The sequence below is a fragment of the Halobacillus litoralis genome (assembly GCF_009856355.1).
GTDB classification, from domain to species: domain Bacteria; phylum Bacillota; class Bacilli; order Bacillales; family Halobacillaceae; genus Halobacillus; species Halobacillus litoralis_B.
In genome coordinates, this window is sequence record NZ_WMEW01000004.1 from 202868 (window position 1) to 220810 (window position 17943).

23 protein-coding genes are annotated in these 17943 nt (G+C 46.8%); 6 read left to right on the forward strand and 17 right to left on the reverse strand.

Features of this window, described 5'->3' with window-relative positions; genetic code table 11:
• Positions 1 to 2 precede the first annotated feature (2 nt).
• Positions 3 to 176, reverse strand: a complete 174-nt coding sequence (gene rpmF, locus GLV97_RS08435) for a 50S ribosomal protein L32 (RefSeq protein ID WP_027954099.1) — start codon at positions 174 to 176, stop codon at positions 3 to 5.
• 47 nt (positions 177 to 223) lie between these two features.
• The gene (locus GLV97_RS08440; protein WP_160835501.1) at positions 224 to 745 is read right to left on the reverse strand and encodes a YceD family protein; all 522 of its coding nucleotides are present in this window, start codon (positions 743 to 745) and stop codon (positions 224 to 226) included.
• Between the two features lie 203 nt (positions 746 to 948).
• Here GLV97_RS08440 and GLV97_RS08445 point away from each other — a divergent pair, with 203 nt between their 5' ends.
• Positions 949 to 2172 carry a nucleotidyltransferase gene (locus GLV97_RS08445; protein WP_160835500.1) on the forward strand — a complete coding sequence of 408 codons (1224 nt, stop codon included), beginning with the start codon at positions 949 to 951 and terminating at the stop codon, positions 2170 to 2172.
• Between the two features lie 57 nt (positions 2173 to 2229).
• On the opposite strand, the gene GLV97_RS08450 is transcribed toward GLV97_RS08445, so the two are convergent.
• Together GLV97_RS08450 and GLV97_RS08455 are read right to left on the reverse strand one after the other, a co-directional pair.
• A complete protein-coding gene (locus GLV97_RS08450; protein ID WP_160840206.1) occupies positions 2230 to 3258 on the reverse strand; it encodes a SepM family pheromone-processing serine protease in 1029 nt (342 codons plus the stop codon).
• The gene (locus GLV97_RS08455; protein WP_160835498.1) at positions 3245 to 4051 is read right to left on the reverse strand and encodes a patatin-like phospholipase family protein; all 807 of its coding nucleotides are present in this window, start codon (positions 4049 to 4051) and stop codon (positions 3245 to 3247) included. The genes GLV97_RS08450 and GLV97_RS08455 overlap by 14 nt, the downstream gene beginning before the upstream one ends.
• Positions 4052 to 4222: 171 nt before the next feature.
• Between GLV97_RS08455 and ylbJ the strand changes: the two genes are divergently transcribed.
• Positions 4223 to 5386: a sporulation integral membrane protein YlbJ gene (ylbJ, locus tag GLV97_RS08460; protein ID WP_337192689.1), complete on the forward strand. Its 1164-nt coding sequence runs from the start codon at positions 4223 to 4225 to the stop codon at positions 5384 to 5386.
• A gap of 215 nt (positions 5387 to 5601) precedes the next feature.
• Here the strand turns inward: ylbJ and coaD are convergent, their stop codons facing one another.
• From coaD to GLV97_RS08475, 3 genes are all read right to left on the reverse strand, one after another.
• Positions 5602 to 6078, reverse strand: coding sequence for a pantetheine-phosphate adenylyltransferase (coaD, locus tag GLV97_RS08465; protein ID WP_160835496.1), 477 nt, complete (start codon positions 6076 to 6078; stop codon positions 5602 to 5604).
• 12 nt (positions 6079 to 6090) lie between these two features.
• Entirely contained in the window at positions 6091 to 6663 is a 573-nt protein-coding gene (rsmD, locus tag GLV97_RS08470) for a 16S rRNA (guanine(966)-N(2))-methyltransferase RsmD (protein WP_263620957.1), read from the reverse strand.
• Between the two features lie 257 nt (positions 6664 to 6920).
• Positions 6921 to 8285 carry a hypothetical protein gene (locus GLV97_RS08475; protein ID WP_160889495.1) on the reverse strand — a complete coding sequence of 455 codons (1365 nt, stop codon included), beginning with the start codon at positions 8283 to 8285 and terminating at the stop codon, positions 6921 to 6923.
• Positions 8286 to 8385: 100 nt separating this feature from the next.
• On the opposite strand from GLV97_RS08475, the gene GLV97_RS08480 reads away from it, so the two are divergent.
• Positions 8386 to 8775 carry a DUF7147 family protein gene (locus GLV97_RS08480; RefSeq protein WP_160889496.1) on the forward strand — a complete coding sequence of 130 codons (390 nt, stop codon included), beginning with the start codon at positions 8386 to 8388 and terminating at the stop codon, positions 8773 to 8775.
• A gap of 30 nt (positions 8776 to 8805) precedes the next feature.
• Here the strand turns inward: GLV97_RS08480 and GLV97_RS08485 are convergent, their stop codons facing one another.
• Positions 8806 to 9084, reverse strand: a complete 279-nt coding sequence (locus GLV97_RS08485) for a YlbG family protein (protein ID WP_160835493.1) — start codon at positions 9082 to 9084, stop codon at positions 8806 to 8808.
• Positions 9085 to 9184: 100 nt separating this feature from the next.
• On the opposite strand from GLV97_RS08485, the gene GLV97_RS08490 reads away from it, so the two are divergent.
• Positions 9185 to 9517, forward strand: a complete 333-nt coding sequence (locus GLV97_RS08490; RefSeq protein ID WP_237416805.1) for a hypothetical protein — start codon at positions 9185 to 9187, stop codon at positions 9515 to 9517.
• On the opposite strand, the gene GLV97_RS08495 is transcribed toward GLV97_RS08490, so the two are convergent.
• The 3 genes from GLV97_RS08495 to GLV97_RS08505 form a co-directional block, all read right to left on the reverse strand.
• Positions 9518 to 9961: a YlbF family regulator gene (locus GLV97_RS08495; RefSeq protein ID WP_160835492.1), complete on the reverse strand. Its 444-nt coding sequence runs from the start codon at positions 9959 to 9961 to the stop codon at positions 9518 to 9520.
• 79 nt (positions 9962 to 10040) lie between these two features.
• Positions 10041 to 10409, reverse strand: a complete 369-nt coding sequence (gene ylbD, locus GLV97_RS08500; RefSeq protein WP_160840204.1) for a spore coat protein YlbD — start codon at positions 10407 to 10409, stop codon at positions 10041 to 10043.
• A 128-nt stretch (positions 10410 to 10537) separates the two neighbouring features.
• A complete protein-coding gene (locus GLV97_RS08505; protein ID WP_160889497.1) occupies positions 10538 to 10966 on the reverse strand; it encodes a CBS domain-containing protein in 429 nt (142 codons plus the stop codon).
• A gap of 200 nt (positions 10967 to 11166) precedes the next feature.
• Here GLV97_RS08505 and GLV97_RS08510 point away from each other — a divergent pair, with 200 nt between their 5' ends.
• Together GLV97_RS08510 and ytvI are read left to right on the forward strand one after the other, a co-directional pair.
• Positions 11167 to 11643 carry a YugN family protein gene (locus GLV97_RS08510; RefSeq protein ID WP_160835489.1) on the forward strand — a complete coding sequence of 159 codons (477 nt, stop codon included), beginning with the start codon at positions 11167 to 11169 and terminating at the stop codon, positions 11641 to 11643.
• A gap of 126 nt (positions 11644 to 11769) precedes the next feature.
• Complete coding sequence (gene ytvI, locus GLV97_RS08515) at positions 11770 to 12828, forward strand: sporulation integral membrane protein YtvI (protein ID WP_160840202.1); 1059 nt, start codon at positions 11770 to 11772, stop codon at positions 12826 to 12828.
• A gap of 47 nt (positions 12829 to 12875) precedes the next feature.
• On the opposite strand, the gene GLV97_RS08520 is transcribed toward ytvI, so the two are convergent.
• From GLV97_RS08520 to ctaD, 6 genes are all read right to left on the reverse strand, one after another.
• Positions 12876 to 13418, reverse strand: coding sequence for a GNAT family N-acetyltransferase (locus GLV97_RS08520; protein WP_160889498.1), 543 nt, complete (start codon positions 13416 to 13418; stop codon positions 12876 to 12878).
• A gap of 134 nt (positions 13419 to 13552) precedes the next feature.
• Positions 13553 to 14008: a DUF420 domain-containing protein gene (locus GLV97_RS08525; RefSeq protein ID WP_160835486.1), complete on the reverse strand. Its 456-nt coding sequence runs from the start codon at positions 14006 to 14008 to the stop codon at positions 13553 to 13555.
• A 28-nt stretch (positions 14009 to 14036) separates the two neighbouring features.
• A complete protein-coding gene (gene ctaG / locus GLV97_RS08530) occupies positions 14037 to 14936 on the reverse strand; it encodes a cytochrome c oxidase assembly factor CtaG (RefSeq protein WP_160835485.1) in 900 nt (299 codons plus the stop codon).
• Between the two features lie 178 nt (positions 14937 to 15114).
• Positions 15115 to 15441: a cytochrome c oxidase subunit IVB gene (gene ctaF, locus GLV97_RS08535; RefSeq protein WP_160835484.1), complete on the reverse strand. Its 327-nt coding sequence runs from the start codon at positions 15439 to 15441 to the stop codon at positions 15115 to 15117.
• A gap of 3 nt (positions 15442 to 15444) precedes the next feature.
• A complete protein-coding gene (locus tag GLV97_RS08540) occupies positions 15445 to 16068 on the reverse strand; it encodes a cytochrome (ubi)quinol oxidase subunit III (RefSeq protein WP_160835483.1) in 624 nt (207 codons plus the stop codon).
• Positions 16068 to 17936, reverse strand: a complete 1869-nt coding sequence (gene ctaD, locus GLV97_RS08545; RefSeq protein ID WP_160840200.1) for a cytochrome c oxidase subunit I — start codon at positions 17934 to 17936, stop codon at positions 16068 to 16070. The genes GLV97_RS08540 and ctaD overlap by 1 nt, the downstream gene beginning before the upstream one ends.
• Positions 17937 to 17943: the final 7 nt, after the last annotated feature.

The window sequence follows — 17943 nt, forward strand, 5'->3', positions numbered from 1 at the left end:
AATTAGTTGTTCACCACTTGTTTTCCATTATATTGTCCACAAGATTTGCAAACATGGTGTGGTTTTGAGAACTCGCCACAGTTATCACATTTCACCATTCCTGGTGCGTGAAGTTTCTTGTGCGTACGGCGTTGGTTCTTGACTTTCTTAGACGTTCTGCGCTTAGGTACTGCCATGTTGTACACCTCCTTTAAGTAAGAATCTGAGAACCATGAAGATAGTCTTATTCGTTCTCTTTGTCATTCAATAATGATTGCAGTTTAGCCATTCGAGGATCCACTTTCTTTTCCTCTGGTTCCTCTGTAACCACCTGCCAGCCTTTCCCTTGTCCGGGGGCTGCTTCATGAGCCTCATCATCTTCGGAAAATACGCGTGTCGGAATCTCCAGTTGTACATTTTCCTTGATATAAGGCGTTAAGTCAAGCACTTCTCCATTCACGGGATGAACTTCAGAGTCATCTTCTTCTGTATGGTAAGGTGACAGATTGAATGCCTCCAGAGCATCAATGTGAAATGGATAAGTCACATCTACTAACGTCCGGGCACAAGGCAACACCATTTCTCCATCAATTGAAAAAGTTACCGTTATATCATTTCCTCGTGTGTCTGCTTGACCTTTGACATGAACAGGGGAAATCCTGCGAATGTCATTGTTCATCTGCTCTAATTCGCGAATATCTACATGTTCCTCAAAGTAAAACGGATCATCACCCGCCTGCTTGAGTTTTTGTAGAGGAAATTTCATAGTTATCACCTCATGGCAACAAGAGTTATTGTAAAAGGATTTCGCTGATTTGTCAATATTTTTTCTTTACAGCATTTCCTCTCAGCTGTGTTGTTTAATAAAGATAACATATTTCGGGGATGACAAGCGAATTTTTCCCTATTCCATGATAAAATAAACCAAACACATGTTCAACAGCGGAAATCAGCTAAAGGAGGCTTTTTATGAGATCATGCGGGGTTGTTGTCGAGTACAACCCGTTTCATAACGGGCATTACTATCATTTGGAACAAGCCAGGGAACATTCCGGTGCGGATGTGATGATCGCCATTATGAGCGGTCATTTCCTTCAGCGAGGGGAACCGGCCATAATGGATAAATGGCACCGGGCCGAGGCAGCCTTGAAAAACGGAGCGGATCTTGTGCTTGAATTACCGTTCCTGTATGCCGTCCAGCACAGCGATTATTTCAGCCAGGGCGCTGTACAGACACTTATTGAAGCCGGAGTCGACGCCATATGCTTCGGTAGTGAAAGCGGGGATATCGATGCTTTTATGAAGGCATACAGCCATATGAATGACTATCAGGAGGAATATAACACAGCCTTAAGGACCCATTTAAACGAAGGACACTCGTTCCCCGAATCCTCACGTCTGGCTTATGAGTCCATCCAGTTCCCTTCAGAAGCCGTTGATCTATCCCAGCCCAACAACATCCTGGGATACAGCTATGTAAAGCAGATCATGTCCTACGCCCCTTCTGTCACCCCTTTGACCATCCATAGGAAGAGCAGCCATTACCACGACGAGCACATCACAGGGCCTATCGCCAGTGCTACAAGCATCCGCCGGCAGATGATCGAGGCTGGAGCCCTGACAAAGGAAACAAAGCAGACGATGCCCGCAGAGGTCCCTGACCTTCTTGATGACTATAAAAACACCTACGGCTGCTGGCATCAGTGGGAAGCGTATTTCCACCTGCTCCAATACAAAGTCCTCACGATGGATGAAGAGACACTACGGTGTTTCCACGGCATGGATGAGGGGCTTGAATACCGGCTGAAACGAGCGATGAAAAAAGCTGTTACATTTGAGGATTTCATGAACCGCGTCAAAACAAAACGGTATACATGGACGAGGCTGCAGCGCACGATGACGCATCTTCTCGTCGGTACAGACAAGGATGAAGCACGACGGGGTTTAAGAGAAACGCCCCCTCCCTACGCCCGTATCCTCGGCATGAACGAGACCGGAAGGAAATATTTAAAATGGGCCAAGAAAGAGACCGAAACATCGTTTATCACCCAGCCCCAGGCGATGCAGCACCCGCTCCTGGATCTGGAATCACGGGCGGCAGCGGCTTATTACAGCCTTTTACCTGCTGCTGATCGCGTCAGCCGGTTAAACCGGGAATACGAAGCCCCGGTCATTTTGTCTACGAATATGTAAAAAAAAAGCGCTGGGTCGCCTGTTTTCTCAGGTGACCCAGCGCTTTTTATCAGCAGATCAGGTTTGATCAGCGTTTCGATTCTTCAAATAATCCAGGGCATCCTGGAAGGTATCTACAGGGACAATTTCCATTTCTGTATCGATATCTTCCGCTGCTGCCTTAGCTGTTTCATAGTTCGAACCCTGTCTTCCTTCTTCATTAGGGGCGAAGAAAACGTCAGCTCCATGTTCCGAAGCCGCAACAACTTTTTTATCAATACCACCGATTCTGCCGACGACGCCCTCGTAATTGATTTCGCCTGTTCCAGCAATCTCAAGGCCTTGTGTGATATCCTCTTCTGTCAATTGGTCATAGATTTCAAGGGAGAACATTAAACCAGCACTCGGTCCTCCGATTTCTCCACTTTTCACTTTTACTTCAGGGTCCACTTCGACCGTTCTGTCTGTTACCAGGGAAATCCCTACACCGACTTTTTCAGGCGTGTCAGGAAAAGGAGCCAGCTCAATGTCGCGCTCCAGAGTTTCCTCTCCCCGGACGAGGGTTAAGGTAACTTGAGAACCGGCTTCTTTTCCATTGACATAATCAATCAAATCACTCGTTTCCTGAATATCTTTTCCATCTACTTTTGTAATCTGATCACCGATCTCCAATACTTCCTCCGCCGGCATTCCTTCAATGACACTCATGACAAAGACGCCTTCGTAATTGATATCAATATCCCGATCTGCTGCCTGGTAAGCGACTACCTTGGACGCCTCCTGGGAGGATTCCATCATCTGCAGCTGGGCGTGATAGTATTCTTCCTCACTTACCCCTTCCGGACGAATGTCTTCGATAGGGTAGATTTGATGGAACGGCTGAAACTGGGCAAGCAGCCAGAGAATGGGTGTCGCTTGTCCACCCCGGACCGTGACGAGGTGCATATCCCCTTCGCTCGGATAGCCCCCGGCCACCTCCACAATATCATCCAGCGCATCCGCAGTTCCTGGTTTATATATGTAATAAGGCAGTCGCCATGAGGTTAACAGGACCGTCACTAAGATAACGATTATTCCTGTAATAACCAGCTTTCTATTCGCTTTCATGATCTTTTAACTCCTTCCAAGCCGCAAGCTTTTCCTTGATTTCCTCTATCCTGTCCTCCGCAGCCTTTTCCCCCGCTTTCACTATATCCTCCAGGTTCGTAAACGCCCTTGAACTGTAGGCAGCAACGTCGGGCTTTATCATAACATCCGCGTCTGAGGACACCCCGATGGCGTTGACGAGCTCATCCTGCATAATATCGATACTCTGGGTAATCACGTCATAAATGGAATGAATATTGGGATCAGAATCAAAATGGGCGCAGTCCACGGCAATAATGAAATCAGCCCCCATCTTCTTGGCAACGGAAACAGGAACGCGGTCAATGACACCGCCATCCACATACAGCCGGTTATTAATTTTTTCAGGCACAAAGATCCCCGGTATGGCGATACTCGCCCGGACGGCATCACAGGCGGGCCCGGTGGTGAACACCTTTTTTTCTCCTGCATACAAATCTGTAGCTACAATCGAGAGAGGAATATTGAAGTCCTCGATATTCTTTCCGAATGTAAACAGCCGGATATACTCCTTAATTCTGCGTCCCAGCACAAAGCCCATCTTAGGTACGGTAAAATCCAGGTAATACTTCCGCTTAAAGGTTAAGGCCAGCTTATACATATCCTCGATGCTCTGCCCCGCAGCAAAAAAAGAGCCGACAAGAGCTCCCATACTGCTTCCCGCCACCATATCCACAGGAATATCATGATCATGAAGGACTTTTATGACGCCCAGATGAGCGAAACCACGCGCTCCGCCTGAACCAAGCGCCAGTCCAACGACAGGTTTATTCATGCCTATTCCCCCTTCATCATGTGGTTTATTTTATGGAATAAACCATTCCCTTATGAGCGTACAAATGATATAGGGACAAGTCGTATCTTTGTCGAAATCTATCACCATTTTACTATTTCCCCAGTCATAAGTACAGGAAACTGCGAATGGAAAGGAGGGGGTTCCATACCTGTGATTAAAACCATCGTCTTCGCTGTTTTCGCAGCCGGGCTGGCTGCTGCCTTAATCCTTTTCCCCACCCCTGTATTAACAGCAAGTTTGAGAGGACTTGATCTTTGGTGGGAAGTCGTTTTCCCTTCGCTGCTTCCTTTTTTCATCACAGCCGAACTTTTAATCGGATTCGGCGTTGTACACGGTCTCGGAGCCGTCAGTGAACGGATCATGCGTCCGTTATTCAACGTGCCCGGCTGCGGAGGATTCGTCTGGGTCATGGGGATGGCAAGCGGATACCCTGCAGGCGCAAGGTGGACGACGGACCTGTACAAAAATGGACAGGTAACAAAAACAGAGGCGGAAAGGCTCGTGGCTTTTACGAATGCCTCCAGCCCTTTATTCATTTTCGGTGCCGTCGCCGTCGGCTTTTTCCACGACGCCCGGCTTGGGATTTTGATTGCCCTCGCCCATTACGGCGGCGGCTTTCTCATTGGTATCATGATGAGGTTCTATAAAGGTAATGAGCGGTCACATATCCGGGACCACACCTCTCCCTCTCTCAAGGAAGCCTTCTGGATCATGCACCATTCCAGAATCAAAGATGGACGGACGCTCGGAAAACTGCTGGGCGACGCTGTGACAAAATCCGTCGATACCCTGCTGATGGTGGGCGGATTCATTATGTTGTTTTCTGTTCTCACTGAATTACTGAAGCAGACCGGGCTCATCCATCTCTTCACTCATGTACTGGCTCTTACCGGCCTGCCGGAGGGTTTCCATGTCCCTTTAACAGCAGGACTGCTGGAACTGACGACAGGAATCGGCGCTGTCACCCAATCCCATGAGGCACTCCTGGCTCAGCTGGTGGCAGTAAGCTTCATTCTCGGGTTTCACGGTTTTTCTATACAAGCCCAGATCGCAAGCATTCTGGCAGAAACAGATATTCGTTTTCTCCCCTATGCACTGGCCAGGTGTGCCCATGCCGTTATCGCCGCCTGCCTGATCTACCTGCTGTACTTTCTGTACCAGCCCTTTCAAACATCCACCATCCCAAGCTGGAACCCTGCCCGGTCGGATCCTTTTTCCATACTGGCGTTTTTCCAGCAGTATGGGCCTCCTGTGACTATGGGGGCAATCCTGCTGATGATCTTCATCCGCTGGCGGGCACGCCCGAGGAATTGATTTTTCACATTCCATGAGGGAAACACCTCCCGTGTCTGATGAATGTTTTTCATTGAAAAAATAAGGCTGTCGGGCAAATGCCCGACAGCCTTCGTTGATGGATTTGTTATTCTGTGAAACAAGGTCTTTTATTAGAATGACCGTTCGTTTCCCTATGGTCTGCCGTACATGGACAGACAATCTTATATTAACCAGGGTGAAAAGCACTTTTTTTATCAGAACTTTTCAGCGAGTGCCTTTTCCACCGGCGGCGGCACAAGATCACCGATATTGGCCCGGTATTTAGCTACTTCCTTCACAATACTGGAACTCAGGAAGGAATACTGATTATTTGTCATGACAAAAAACGTCTCAATATCATCGTTCAATTTTCTGTTCATGGACGTAATCTGCATTTCATATTCAAAGTCACTAACCGCTCTTAATCCACGGATAATGGCCTGGGCGCCCTTTTCTTCTGCGTAATCCATTAAAAGACCGTTACACGCATCCACAGACACGTTATCAAGATCTTTTGTCACCTCTTTTAACAGGGCCGTTCTTTCATTCACATCAAACAACGGGGATTTACTCTGGTTATTAAAGACCGCCACAATGACGTGGTCAAATACTTTTGCCCCCCTGCGGATGATATCCAGATGTCCATATGTAACGGGATCAAAACTTCCCGGGCAGATTGCCAGCCGTGTCATACGTTTCACTCCTCATTCAAAAATAGATACACCGATATTACTGCCATAATGATCGGTTTTCACCCGTTTAAACGGCCCCACCTGCTCAGGGATTTTTTCCGAAGCATCGTGTTCGCAGATGATTTTCGCTCCTTCTGCGGTAAGACCGTACTTTAAAAGCGCTTCCATCAGTTCCTTATAGGAAAACTTTTTATAAGGAGGGTCGAGGAAGATATAGTTGAATTGAAGCCCGCGTTTACCAGCCGCTTTCATAGCCCGGTACGCATCCGTGCGGAATACCTCTGCGCGGTCCTCCAGCTTCAGCAGTTCTATATTTTCATACACTGTCTTGACCGCCTGATGCTGCTGGTCAACAAACACACAGGAATCAACCCCCCGGCTGATCGCCTCTATTCCAAGACCTCCGCTTCCCGCAAAAAGATCAAGAGCTCTGCCTCCGTCAAAAAAAGGGCCGATCCCGTGAAATACAGCTTCTTTCACTTTATCTGTCGTTGGACGTGTTTTATGTGTAGGGACCGACTTCAATGGTCTTCCCTTATAATCGCCTGCAATTACTCGCATCCAGTACACCTCACTTGTCAGCATTCCCCATAATCCTACCACAAATCCGAACAAGCAGGGAAGTACAACCCTGTGACCCAGCAGGAAGAAAAAAATTTATCCAATCATGAATAAAAGAAAACCCCACCGTCCATACTAGTTGTTGAAGCGGATGATACTGCTTCTGAAAACGGAGAAGGCTTACATCCCCATAAGCTCTTCCTCCGGTTTCTCCTCTCCCTTTACTTTTTTGTTTCATTTCACATGATACAAAAAAGCAGGGCTGTCCTTCATGGACAGCCCTATTTTTTTTGGAGATTCCACACACCTTTTCCCTTTACCGCTTGAATGTCAAGAAGCTGCTTCAACTCGTCCTGCTTCATGTATACCGTCTTATCCAGGGAGATGATCACCTCTTTCCCCGTGCCAAAACTCTCTTCGTTTACGATAAAGGTCTCCTGATCCAGGAAAAAACGATAATGGTTATCCTCTGTCTGTATCCGGAAGACCTTCCCGTCGTCCAGAACGGCCCACGAATACCCGGAGGCTTCCAATATGGAAACGAGGGGAAAATAAATGGTCTGCTTGTATTGGACCACCTGCCCCTCCATCCGGGTATTATGAAAATAGAGGTCGTGATCAAACGTGAAAAAGAAGGGCGCATCCTTATCATTTCTCCTCTTTTGAAAGAAACGGGTCTCCCCCTGATTCACCTCGGAGAGCGTCCCATCCAAAAAAGCCGGTATGTCTTCCACCTGCTCAGCTGCGAGCATCCGCTTTTTCCACGCCTGGAGCTGCGGTTCTGCCAGTCCTTCCCTCAGCTTACCAGAAGCTTTCGTACCCGGAGGTTCAGAAAGATAGAGGTCCTTCAGCACGCGTTCATAAAAATCGGATGAACCGGAGGATGCCTGTTGAAGGTGCGCACCAAGAATTTCCCCCTCAAGCTTCTCCACTTCCCTGTTCTTCACGGTCATAAAGGGAACCGTGCCGCCTGTGTGATTGTGATCCAGCTCAACCACTGTCCCGTTCAGCCCATTCAACGCCCGGCGGAGGACCTTTTTTTGTGCATAAGTCAGAGGATCACTCTTATGGTAGATCACCACATTATCTCCAGTCCTCCATACATCCTCGGCTGCATGGGCTGCAAAAAGAGGAAAAGGCTCTCCAGTCCGCTGGAAACGGTAATAATGGACATGTTCCATAGCAATATCACTTTCTACTGTCACGGGCGCTGTCCATACAAAAGCTTCCCCTGAAAAATCCTTTACGGTCACGGTCAAAGGAATATCCTTGGATTCACCATCTTTATACAGCTCCACCAGCCACGACGCAGGCAGAAAACCACCATCAAAAGGCCGTTGATAATGAACGGTGACCGGATCACCGCCTTCGTAGTTCAACTGATCCCTTTCCAACCAACAGGGACGTTCGTCCTCATACGAACAGGAAACCTCCCCGGCCGGCTCCGGCCATGACACTTTATAAATGCCGGGAGCCAGATTATGATAAGTCAAGGAAACGGTGAGTGCCCCACTTTCCTTATGAACGACAATCTCCCCTGCCCCTGCGGCTTCCTGATCCATCTGCTCTGTCATACTCCATTGGAAAAATAAAAAAACCGCCCCGCTCATCAAAACGGTGGACGCGATCTTTATAAAGCGTTTCATACGTACACCCACCTGCAGCTTCTGCTATATTTACCGTTCACATTTAGAAAAAAACATGCTACGTTTAGTTTAATGGATAGGAGAAAGGACGTACATCATCATGATACAAAAATTTATTGAACTCGGCGAAGGCTATGCGGATATTTATGAACTGATTGAAATGGGGAAGCAGATGCCCGGCCGCATTAAGCATGCCGTTGCTTTTTACTGCGAAAAAGACGGGAGGCCCTCCGCATCCCTTGCGTTAATTATGCACCCGACGGACAACGGCAGGTTCCAGCCGATTTACATGTGTCGGGAAGGAATTCCAAACCCCCACGAAGTGCCGAATCAGCGGTTCGAGCTTTTTCAAAAGATGGTACAGGAAGCTGGAAAAGAAGTGCATGAGTTTACGATCAAGCCCTCCTCCCTGTTTCCTGAAACTGAATTGTACTACCAGCATTTGATTGGAATTTTACGCATGAACCGTTACATTGCTCCATTAAGCTGAAAAAAGCGCCCCTGAGGGCGCTTTTTTTGGTTATATTCCCATTTTATAATCATACTGTTTCGCTTTATCAGGCTTCGAATTTTCATAGTCCGTACGCACTTCCGGTTTATACGATGGGACAACACGGGAAACGAAGGGTAAACGCTCCAGTTTTTCCATCTTGAATTCGACATCCTCCTGATTCACATAAAGTAACGCATACTTCATCTTTTTGGAGGCGTAGATCAAATGGCCGTGTTTTTTTATCTGTCTAATATTTTTCATATGCTGAAAATATACGATAAGACCTTGCCGGTTTGTTTTGTTCATACCATCCCTCGACTCCCTGTGGAACGTTGATTTCTACCGTAAGTGTACCAAATCCTAAGGTCGGGGGCAATGAAATCAGACAATTTCAGGGAGGGATCCAATGATGTGGACAGACCAGGAACAAGCCGTTCATCTGTTTGAGCAGCTGCTGAATGAATCCGCGGAGATAGCGGGGGCGGAGTTTAAATCGTTTACGGGCCTTCCTTTTGTTTATGTGTATCCAAGCGGAAACACCGCGCGTGAAGGTATTGAAGACCGGTTAAAGTGGTGCGCGGCGAAAGCAATGAAAGGAAAACGCCTGAGTCTTGCGATGAATTATGTACGCAGAACTCAGACGTTTTATGTTTACCGTGTGCGGTTTCTTGTCCCACAGAGAAAAATGTTCTGCTGTGGGAATTTTTGTGATGACTGCATCCGTTTTACGAATCCGTAATCAGGAAGCGCAGCCGCAGCTTCCACCACTGCCACAGCCGCCGCTGCATCCGGTATCGGTGAGGGCCATGCCGTTTTTCGGCACCTTGATCTGCTCACTGACACTGAACGCGACACTTTCACTGATTTCATCGAGCAGTTTTTGAAGGTTTCGTTCCGCCCGCTTGAACTGCGCCACCGTTTCATGCATATCCATGTCCCTTTTCACGGAGCGGACCTGCTTCATGATGGAGTTATAATCAGGGTGATAGCGTCCGAAGCGCTGTACATCCTCATAATGGTCTTTCATATCTGCAAAGCTTTTAATGAGTCTCTGCGCCTCTTTATCTTGTTCAAGGGCCATTTTTGCCTCTTGATATTGCTGCATCGTTTCAGAATGGAGAACCATCTGTCCAATCGATTCTGAACGGTCTAAAAGATCGACAATTTCCATTGTTGCTAACATACTGTATGTCCACCTCCCTCTCTATCTTATCAAATAGAAAAGCAGATGGAAATGAGAGAAACTTTCCACCTGCTTCAAATTAATAATACGGATATTCAAATTCCTGCTCGTCTTTTTCCCTCGTTTTTCTTACATCCGTCATAAACTGCTGAAACTGTCCAATCGCCCCGTTCAATTCATCGATCTGCTTTGAGACCTCTTCCCAGTTTACATCCTCCATAAGTACACCCAGTTGTTTCAGCCAATCCATTTTCTTTGTCAACTCACTTCTTTTATCATCCTCGGGCAGGTTTTCCCAGAATGGATCATCTTCACCGAGGATCATAAACTTTTCATAATAGCTTTGAATAAGCTTATGATTCTTTCTCAGCTGGTTTTTGACGCTGGGGTGCTGATCGACAAATGCTTTGAATTGCTGGACAGATGGATGCAGTTCCCCTGTACTCATCCTCATCCCACCTCACACTAAAACTACAGTATAGCCTATGCATCCCCGTCTCAGGCGTTCATTCAAAACAGGAAATCCACCTCTGCCATCCAATAAAAAAAGCCTGCGGCAGGCAGGCTTTCCCATCGTTAATGAAGTTCAGGACGTTCGGATATATCCTGCAGCGCTGCTCCTGCTGCATGATCAGACATCTCTTCCGTGGACAAGTCTCCGAGGGAGATGATTCCAGCCAGACGTCCGTTCTCAACGACCGGCAGACGACGAACCTGGTGATCTGCCATGATCCGGCTCGCTTCCTCCAGTGAACAATCCGGCGCACAATTGTACATCCGGTCACTCATTACCTGCTGGATCGGTGTGGAATCCGGTTTTTTATCCGCATAGCCCCGGATAACCAAGTCACGGTCTGTCACCATACCCATCACATTGCCTTGATCATCACACACAGGTACAGCACCGACATTTTTGTCTTTCATCAGCTTTGCTGCATCACTTAATTGGTCACTCGTCTGACAGACGGAAACATCCTTTGTCATGATATCTTTTACTGTTTTCATTCAAAGATCCTCCTCATTGATCATGATCACTGTTTAGTGTCCCCGATTGATCGAATTTATTACATGCAGCCGCCGGTCATTTATAGTATAATGATGTAGAATACGCTGACACGCCCTGGTGATTCTGCCAGGAATTGCAACCGGACTCAATTCATACTAAAATGAAGAAAGATACATACCAAATAGTGAGGTGGAAAGTAATGAAATTAGAAGGCACTGGTATTGAAGGTCTTGTGGTCGATTACAAACCATTGACTGAAATCATGGAAAAAAACGGATTCATCCTTGGTGGTTCCTGGGATTATGAACGTGTTACATATGATTACAAACTAATGGCTCCTGAGAAAAACATTACCCACTACGTCCGGATCCAAGGCTTCGCCCTTGAAGGTGACGTTGATAAAGGAGATGCGGTGATCCGGATGATGAAGCCCCTGCTCGGCCGCCATTACTACCCTCACGGTGTAGAGTACGGCCATCAGGAAGGATTCTCAGATGACATGATCCAGAAAGCCAAAACACTGATCGCCAAAGTAGCTGAACCTGCGAAAAAATATCACAGCCAGGTGCCGGAGCACGTCGTTCTGGACAAGCTGAAAAAATGGGCGCAGGAAAATGAAAACGACGAAGTCCTTCAAAAAGTGGAAGAGCTTTCAAACAACCCGGAACGCCGCTGAGGTTCACCCAATAAGTGATTTCTTTAGTCGCACATCATTGTATGGTGAGCGGCTTTTTTTAAAACCGGAATACCCCGGTTCATAAAGTCACTTGACTTTAATGGGGAAAGGAGAAAATTACATAAATTGTTACGATTTCTTTCAAAAAAACAATGGATTCTGATTATACTTTCCATCCTGCTCATAATAGCTGGTTACTTTATCCTTCCTGTATCCATTCCCTTGATCATTGCGTTTGTGACGGCTTTGTTTTTAAACCCCGCCGTCCGTCTGATCCAGTTCCGTTTTCGGATTAACAGGAAAATGTCGGTAACGATCGTCTTTTTGCTGTTCCTCATTCTGCTTGGACTGCTTGGGGCCTTTGCCGTCACAAGAGCGGTCACACAGGTGGTTCAGCTTGCGGATAATGCACCGTTGTACATTAATCAAATTAACAATGTGCTGCTGGACTGGGAAAAACATATGGCCAGCTTTACTCAAAACATGCCGAAGGAATTCGTCGATAAAGTGACCAATGAAATTTACAACACCGTCGACCGGACGACAACAGCGATTTCTGAAAAGCTCCAGCTTGGAAATATTGCGGCAGCTGCAGCGAAAATACCCGAACTGCTGGTCAGCTTCCTCGTATACTTAATTGCGCTGTTCCTGTTCATGCTTGAACTTCCACGGCTGCGTGAAAAAATGCACGATTCCTTTACCGAAGCGACTTCTGAAAAAGTGAAGTTCATGAACGCCCGTCTTGGGTATGTCGTTTTCGGATTTTTAAAGGCACAGTTTCTCGTAAGTATCCTTATTTTTGTAGTTTCCCTCATCGGCCTGCTCTGGATTACGCCGGACGTGGCTGTTATCATGTCCCTGATTATCTGGGCCATTGATTTTGTCCCGATTATCGGATCCATTGTTATTCTCGGCCCGTGGTCGGTGTATATGTTTATAGTTGGAGATATTGCAATGGGCACACAGCTCGGTGTACTGGCGGTTATCCTGCTGGCTATACGAAGAACCGTCGAGCCGAAAGTCATGGGACGGCACATCGGATTATCGCCATTGGCTACATTGATTGCCATGTATCTTGGACTTCAGTTGATCGGCCTTCTAGGTTTCATTCTTGGACCACTGGTCGTCATCGCCTTTAACTCAGCTAAGGAAGCCGGGATAATTAAATGGAACTATAAACTATAAAGAACATAAAGAAACCTGAAGCTGTGCTTCAGGTTTTTTTGTACGCTCTATTCTTTTGCCTTATATGAGTTTTGTTTATGATCGTTCCTTGCTTTTTCCTTCTTAAAAACCAGGATATCCTGACTTCTTCCTGTATGGGAAAAGCCATTATTGATCAAAACTTTCTGAGAAGGAATGTTTCCCTTATCACACTGGGCTTCAATGCCTTCCACACCGTTCTTTGTAAAAGCCCAGCGGCACAGTTCTCCGACTGCTTCAGAGGCATACCCTGCATTGCGCTCAGAGGCAACGACGTGATAGCCGATTTCAATATTTCCATCCTCATCGGGGCTCCCTTTGAATCCGATATCCCCAATGACATGTTCTCCGGCTGCATCAATCATCACCCAGGGGCCGAAACCCATTTCCCCAGCATTATTTTCCAACCGCTCAGTATAAATCGGCAGCATCGCCTTCAACCCGTCGTGCGGCCAGTTTTTGTTCCACGGCAGCTGATATTGGTAGTAAAAAGCCAGGGAATTCTTCATCAATGTTTGAGCAAGATCAAGGGTAACCGGAAAAATCCGCAGCCTTTCTGTATTTATTTCCACTAGTATCCATCCCTTTCGCTATGTAGGAAGATTATGTCCATCGCTTCTCCTATTCCTTTTATCTTTGTGGTTTAAACAACAAAAACACGTCTTTCAAAATAAAACAACGGACCGTCCGCACGGCCCGTTGTTTCTCACCCTCCCAATATGGCTTTAATCATACTTGTGGTCGTTCCACCATCATAGATAATGTATAAAAGCAGATAAACGGCTACGCCGGTAACCGCCGTACAGAACCAGATCACGCTTGTCACGGGGCCCACCCGCCGGTGCCTGCCGATCTTCCGCTTAAAAGCAAGAACGAGCGTGACAATTCCAAAGACTGCCCCTACGGTTGCCAGGAAGATATGGAATATCAAAAAAATGGTATAGAAAATTTTAATATCGTCCGGACCACCGAAACTGGTGTTTCCTACAACAATGGTCCGGCTTAAGTAAATGATAAAAAACGTCAGGGCGCTGACAGCGGCGGCGATCATCACTTTCCTGTGTGGATCCCGCCTGTCCTTTACAATCAGTACCCAGCCGATCGCAACCAATACAGCGCTTAAAACGATGAAAAACGTACTCAACGTCGGCAGCAAAGGCATACCTTCACCTCTCCTCAATCAAATCTCTCTATGTTTCCGACGACAGCTCACCAGGAAGCGGATCAATGGTATCACGCTCACGGTTAAACCAGCTGAAGAAAATGTAGGCGATCACAGAACCGAAAATGATTTCCTGGGTCACCTTCATAATGATTCCTCCCAGCTGCTGGTCCTCGATAAGCGGCATCGGAGTGAAATAAGCAGGCCCACTTAAGCTTGCGGACAAATCGGACAGCACGTTGGCCGGGACACACAAACTCATCGCCTGCAGCCATGAACCTGCTTCTGAATAAGTCGCATACAGCGGAGACCCCGCAAAAATAATCAATCCGCAGGCAGGTGTGATTAATACACCGTTGGCAAATATAAATCCAATTTTCATTATCGGACTGAGAGCGTCCATGTTTTCAAGCGGTGGAAATATCGATATCCACATACAGAAGGCGGTAATCAAAATGACCGTTGTAATCACCGCATGGGCGGTTTCGCTGGATTTAGCATAGTCAAAGATGACCGGCATATGATAAAGCGAAAACAACCCGTTAAACAAAATCAAAGATATGAGAGGCTTCGTCAACAGCTTCAATACCGGACGGACAATCTTCTGTTTAAACACCCATTCCCATATCCATGCGGGAATCCCGCGGATAATGAGGATCGGGAACAAAAGATAATACAAAGCCATCTGTGTCATGTGAGCCGTGAACATAATGTGTCCCAGTAGATCGACAGGCGATCCCTTTACGATGTACAGCAGGATAAGGCCGGAATAAAACATAAACTGCTGAGCTGCATTCGGCCTCTCCTCCCCCTTTTTCCTGCCGGGACCTGTCAAATAAAAATAGGCCAGGGCCAGTCCAAAAACAAACAGGAAGTAGAAAGGACTCCATAATGCCCGAAACCCGAATATTTGTAGTTCCAACCACATTGGTGTCTCACCTCAGATTGTAGACTTATACGATTTCATTTTACCTAAGTTTTTCATAAAAAACGAGCCTTCCAGCCAGAATTTTACGATTGTTCATAAATTAGCCATAACTGCTGATAGACGCAAAAAGACCGGATATCCGGTCTTTTCTGCATTTCACCTATCTGATTTTGAGTACTTACCACCAGATGATGGAAGTAAAGGTGATAATGGTCAGAAGGGCGACAGCTGCCCCTCCATACATCATCAATGCAACCATATCATGGCCTTTGTTTTTCATATGCATGAAATAGTAAAGCTGAAAAGCGACCTGGACAACAGCCAGGATAATCAAAGTAGGAATGATGAAGTAGGAATTGACTTCCATGATGACCATTCCGAAGGCAATCAGCGTAAACAGGATCATTAACGCAAAAGTCAGAACCTGATGCTTCATTTCCTCTTTGTGCAGCTGTTTCTCATATTCAACTTTGTGCATCGGTTTGGATTGTGTTTGATCAGCCATCCGTTAACCCACCTTTCCCATAAGGTATACAACGGTAAAGATGAACACCCATACAACGTCAATGAAGTGCCAGTAAAGGCTGGCAATGTAATACTTCGGAGCGTTGTACAGGTTCAGTCCTCTCTTCCGGTTTCGAAGAAGAAGAGCCGTAATCCAGCTGAGTCCGAATAAGACGTGTCCGCCGTGGAAACCGACAAGCGTATAAAACGCAGAGCCGAAGGCCGAAGAGCGGAACGTGAATCCATACTCATGGATGTAATGATAGAACTCATAGATCTCACAACCAAGAAACGCGAGGCCAAGAAAGACTGTAATAGCAAGCCACGTCTGCATCTTGCCGAAGTTATGATTTTTCATATGGTACATCGCATACACACTTGTCAATGAGCTGGTAAGGAGGAGCATTGTCATGATGAAAACAAGTTCCAGCCCGAACAGGTGCTCAGGTGTGTTCTCCCCCTGTGTGGATCCATTAAGGGCGAGATAGGTTCCGAAGAGACTCGCGAAAAGGACCGTTTCTCCGCCTAGAAAAAACCAAAAACCGAGGAATTTATTTTTACCTTCCAGGGTGGCCTTTTCAGGATCATGGGGCATATGTTTCGGATTTAGAACGTCGTCATGACTCATTATCTGCCCACCCCTTTCTTAATATCTTCTTCCAGGTCTTCTTTATGAATATGATGTCCGAGATCATCTTTCAGGGAGCGGATCAGCATAGAAGCAAGCGTGATGCCCATACCTGCGAAAACAGCGATCAGCCATGCTGAATCATCCACCTGGTAAATAAACCCAAACCCTGCGATGAACAGTCCAAGAGAAATTGTGAACGGAAGAATCGATGCGTTAGGCATGTGAATATCTCCCAGCGGTTCAGCCGGTGTCATCCCTTCTTTTCCATCCATCTTTTCAACCCACAGTGGATCAAGACCACGTACCAGCGGCGTTTGAACGAAGTTGTAGTGCGGCGGTGGTGATGGAATGGACCATTCAAGCGTACGGCCGTTCCAAGGGTCGCCACTGACCTTTTTCTCTTTTACAGACGTGTAGACAACGTTGATCAGGAAAATCACAGTACCAATGGCCATCAGGAAAGCACCAATCGTACTGATTAAATTTCCTGAATCAAGTCCCTGACCTTCCAGGAAGACCCAGTAACGGCGGGGCATACCCATAAGACCCAGGAAGTGCTGGATAAAGAATGTCAGGTGGAAACCGATGAAAAACGGCCAGAAAGCCAGTTTTCCAAGCTTCTCGTTCAGAACTTTACCGAACATCTTCGGCCACCAGTAATGAAGGGATGCAAATAGACCGAAGACAACCCCTCCAACAATAACGTAGTGGAAGTGTCCGACGACGAAATACGTATCGTGATACTGATAATCTGCAGCAGCTGCTGCAAGCATAACTCCTGTCATTCCCCCAATAGTAAATGACGGGATAAAGGCAATGGACCACAGCATAGCGGAAGTCATCTTAATCTGACCGCCCCACATCGTAAACAGCCAGTTGAAGATTTTAATTCCTGTAGGTACGGCAATCGCCATGGTAGCAACAGCGAAAATGGAGTTGGCTATCGGTCCCATCCCGACTGTAAACATATGGTGAGCCCATACCATGAATCCAAGGAAGCCGATCAGAACAGTTGCAAATACCATTGCGGAATAACCGAACAAACGCTTCTTGGAGAAGTTGGAGAAAATGTCACTGAATGCTCCGAACAATGGAAGAATCAGAATGTATACTTCCGGGTGTCCGAATATCCAGAAAAGGTGTTCCCAGATAATGACGTTTCCGCCGAGACCTACATCAAAGAACGCAGACCCGAACATCCGGTCAAACATCATCAGGAACAATCCGACGGTCAAAGCCGGAAATGCAAATAAGATCAGCGTACTCGTGACAAAGGTTGACCATGTAAACAGCGGCATACGCATATAGGTCATACCAGGTGCTCTCATGTTCACGATTGTGACAAGGAAGTTAATCCCCCCGATTAACGTACCTGCACCTGAAATTTGAAGCCCCATTACGTAATAATCAACCCCGTGCCCTGGTGAAGACGTGGAAAGTGGTGCATAGTTGGTCCAGCCTGCATCAGGCGCTCCGCCTGTAAACCAGGATACGTTCAGTAAAAGCCCCCCGAACAGAAACAGCCAGAAGCCGAGTGAGTTCAGGAATGGAAATGCTACGTCCCTGGCCCCTATCTGCAGAGGGACGACCGCATTCATAAGAGCAAATATAAGCGGCATTGCTGCCAGAAAGATCATTGTTGTTCCATGCATCGTAATCATTTCATTATATAGTCCAGCAGAGATGAAATTATTGTCCGGTTTCATCAGCTGGATACGGATCAGCATGGCTTCAATTCCGCCGATTAAGAAAAACAATCCACCGGCTACCAGATATAAGTGGGCTATCTTTTTGTGATCTACCGTTGTTAAGTAATCCCAAATCGCAGCGCCGAGCCCACGCTTTTGTGCTGTTGCAGTACTCACGCTTTAA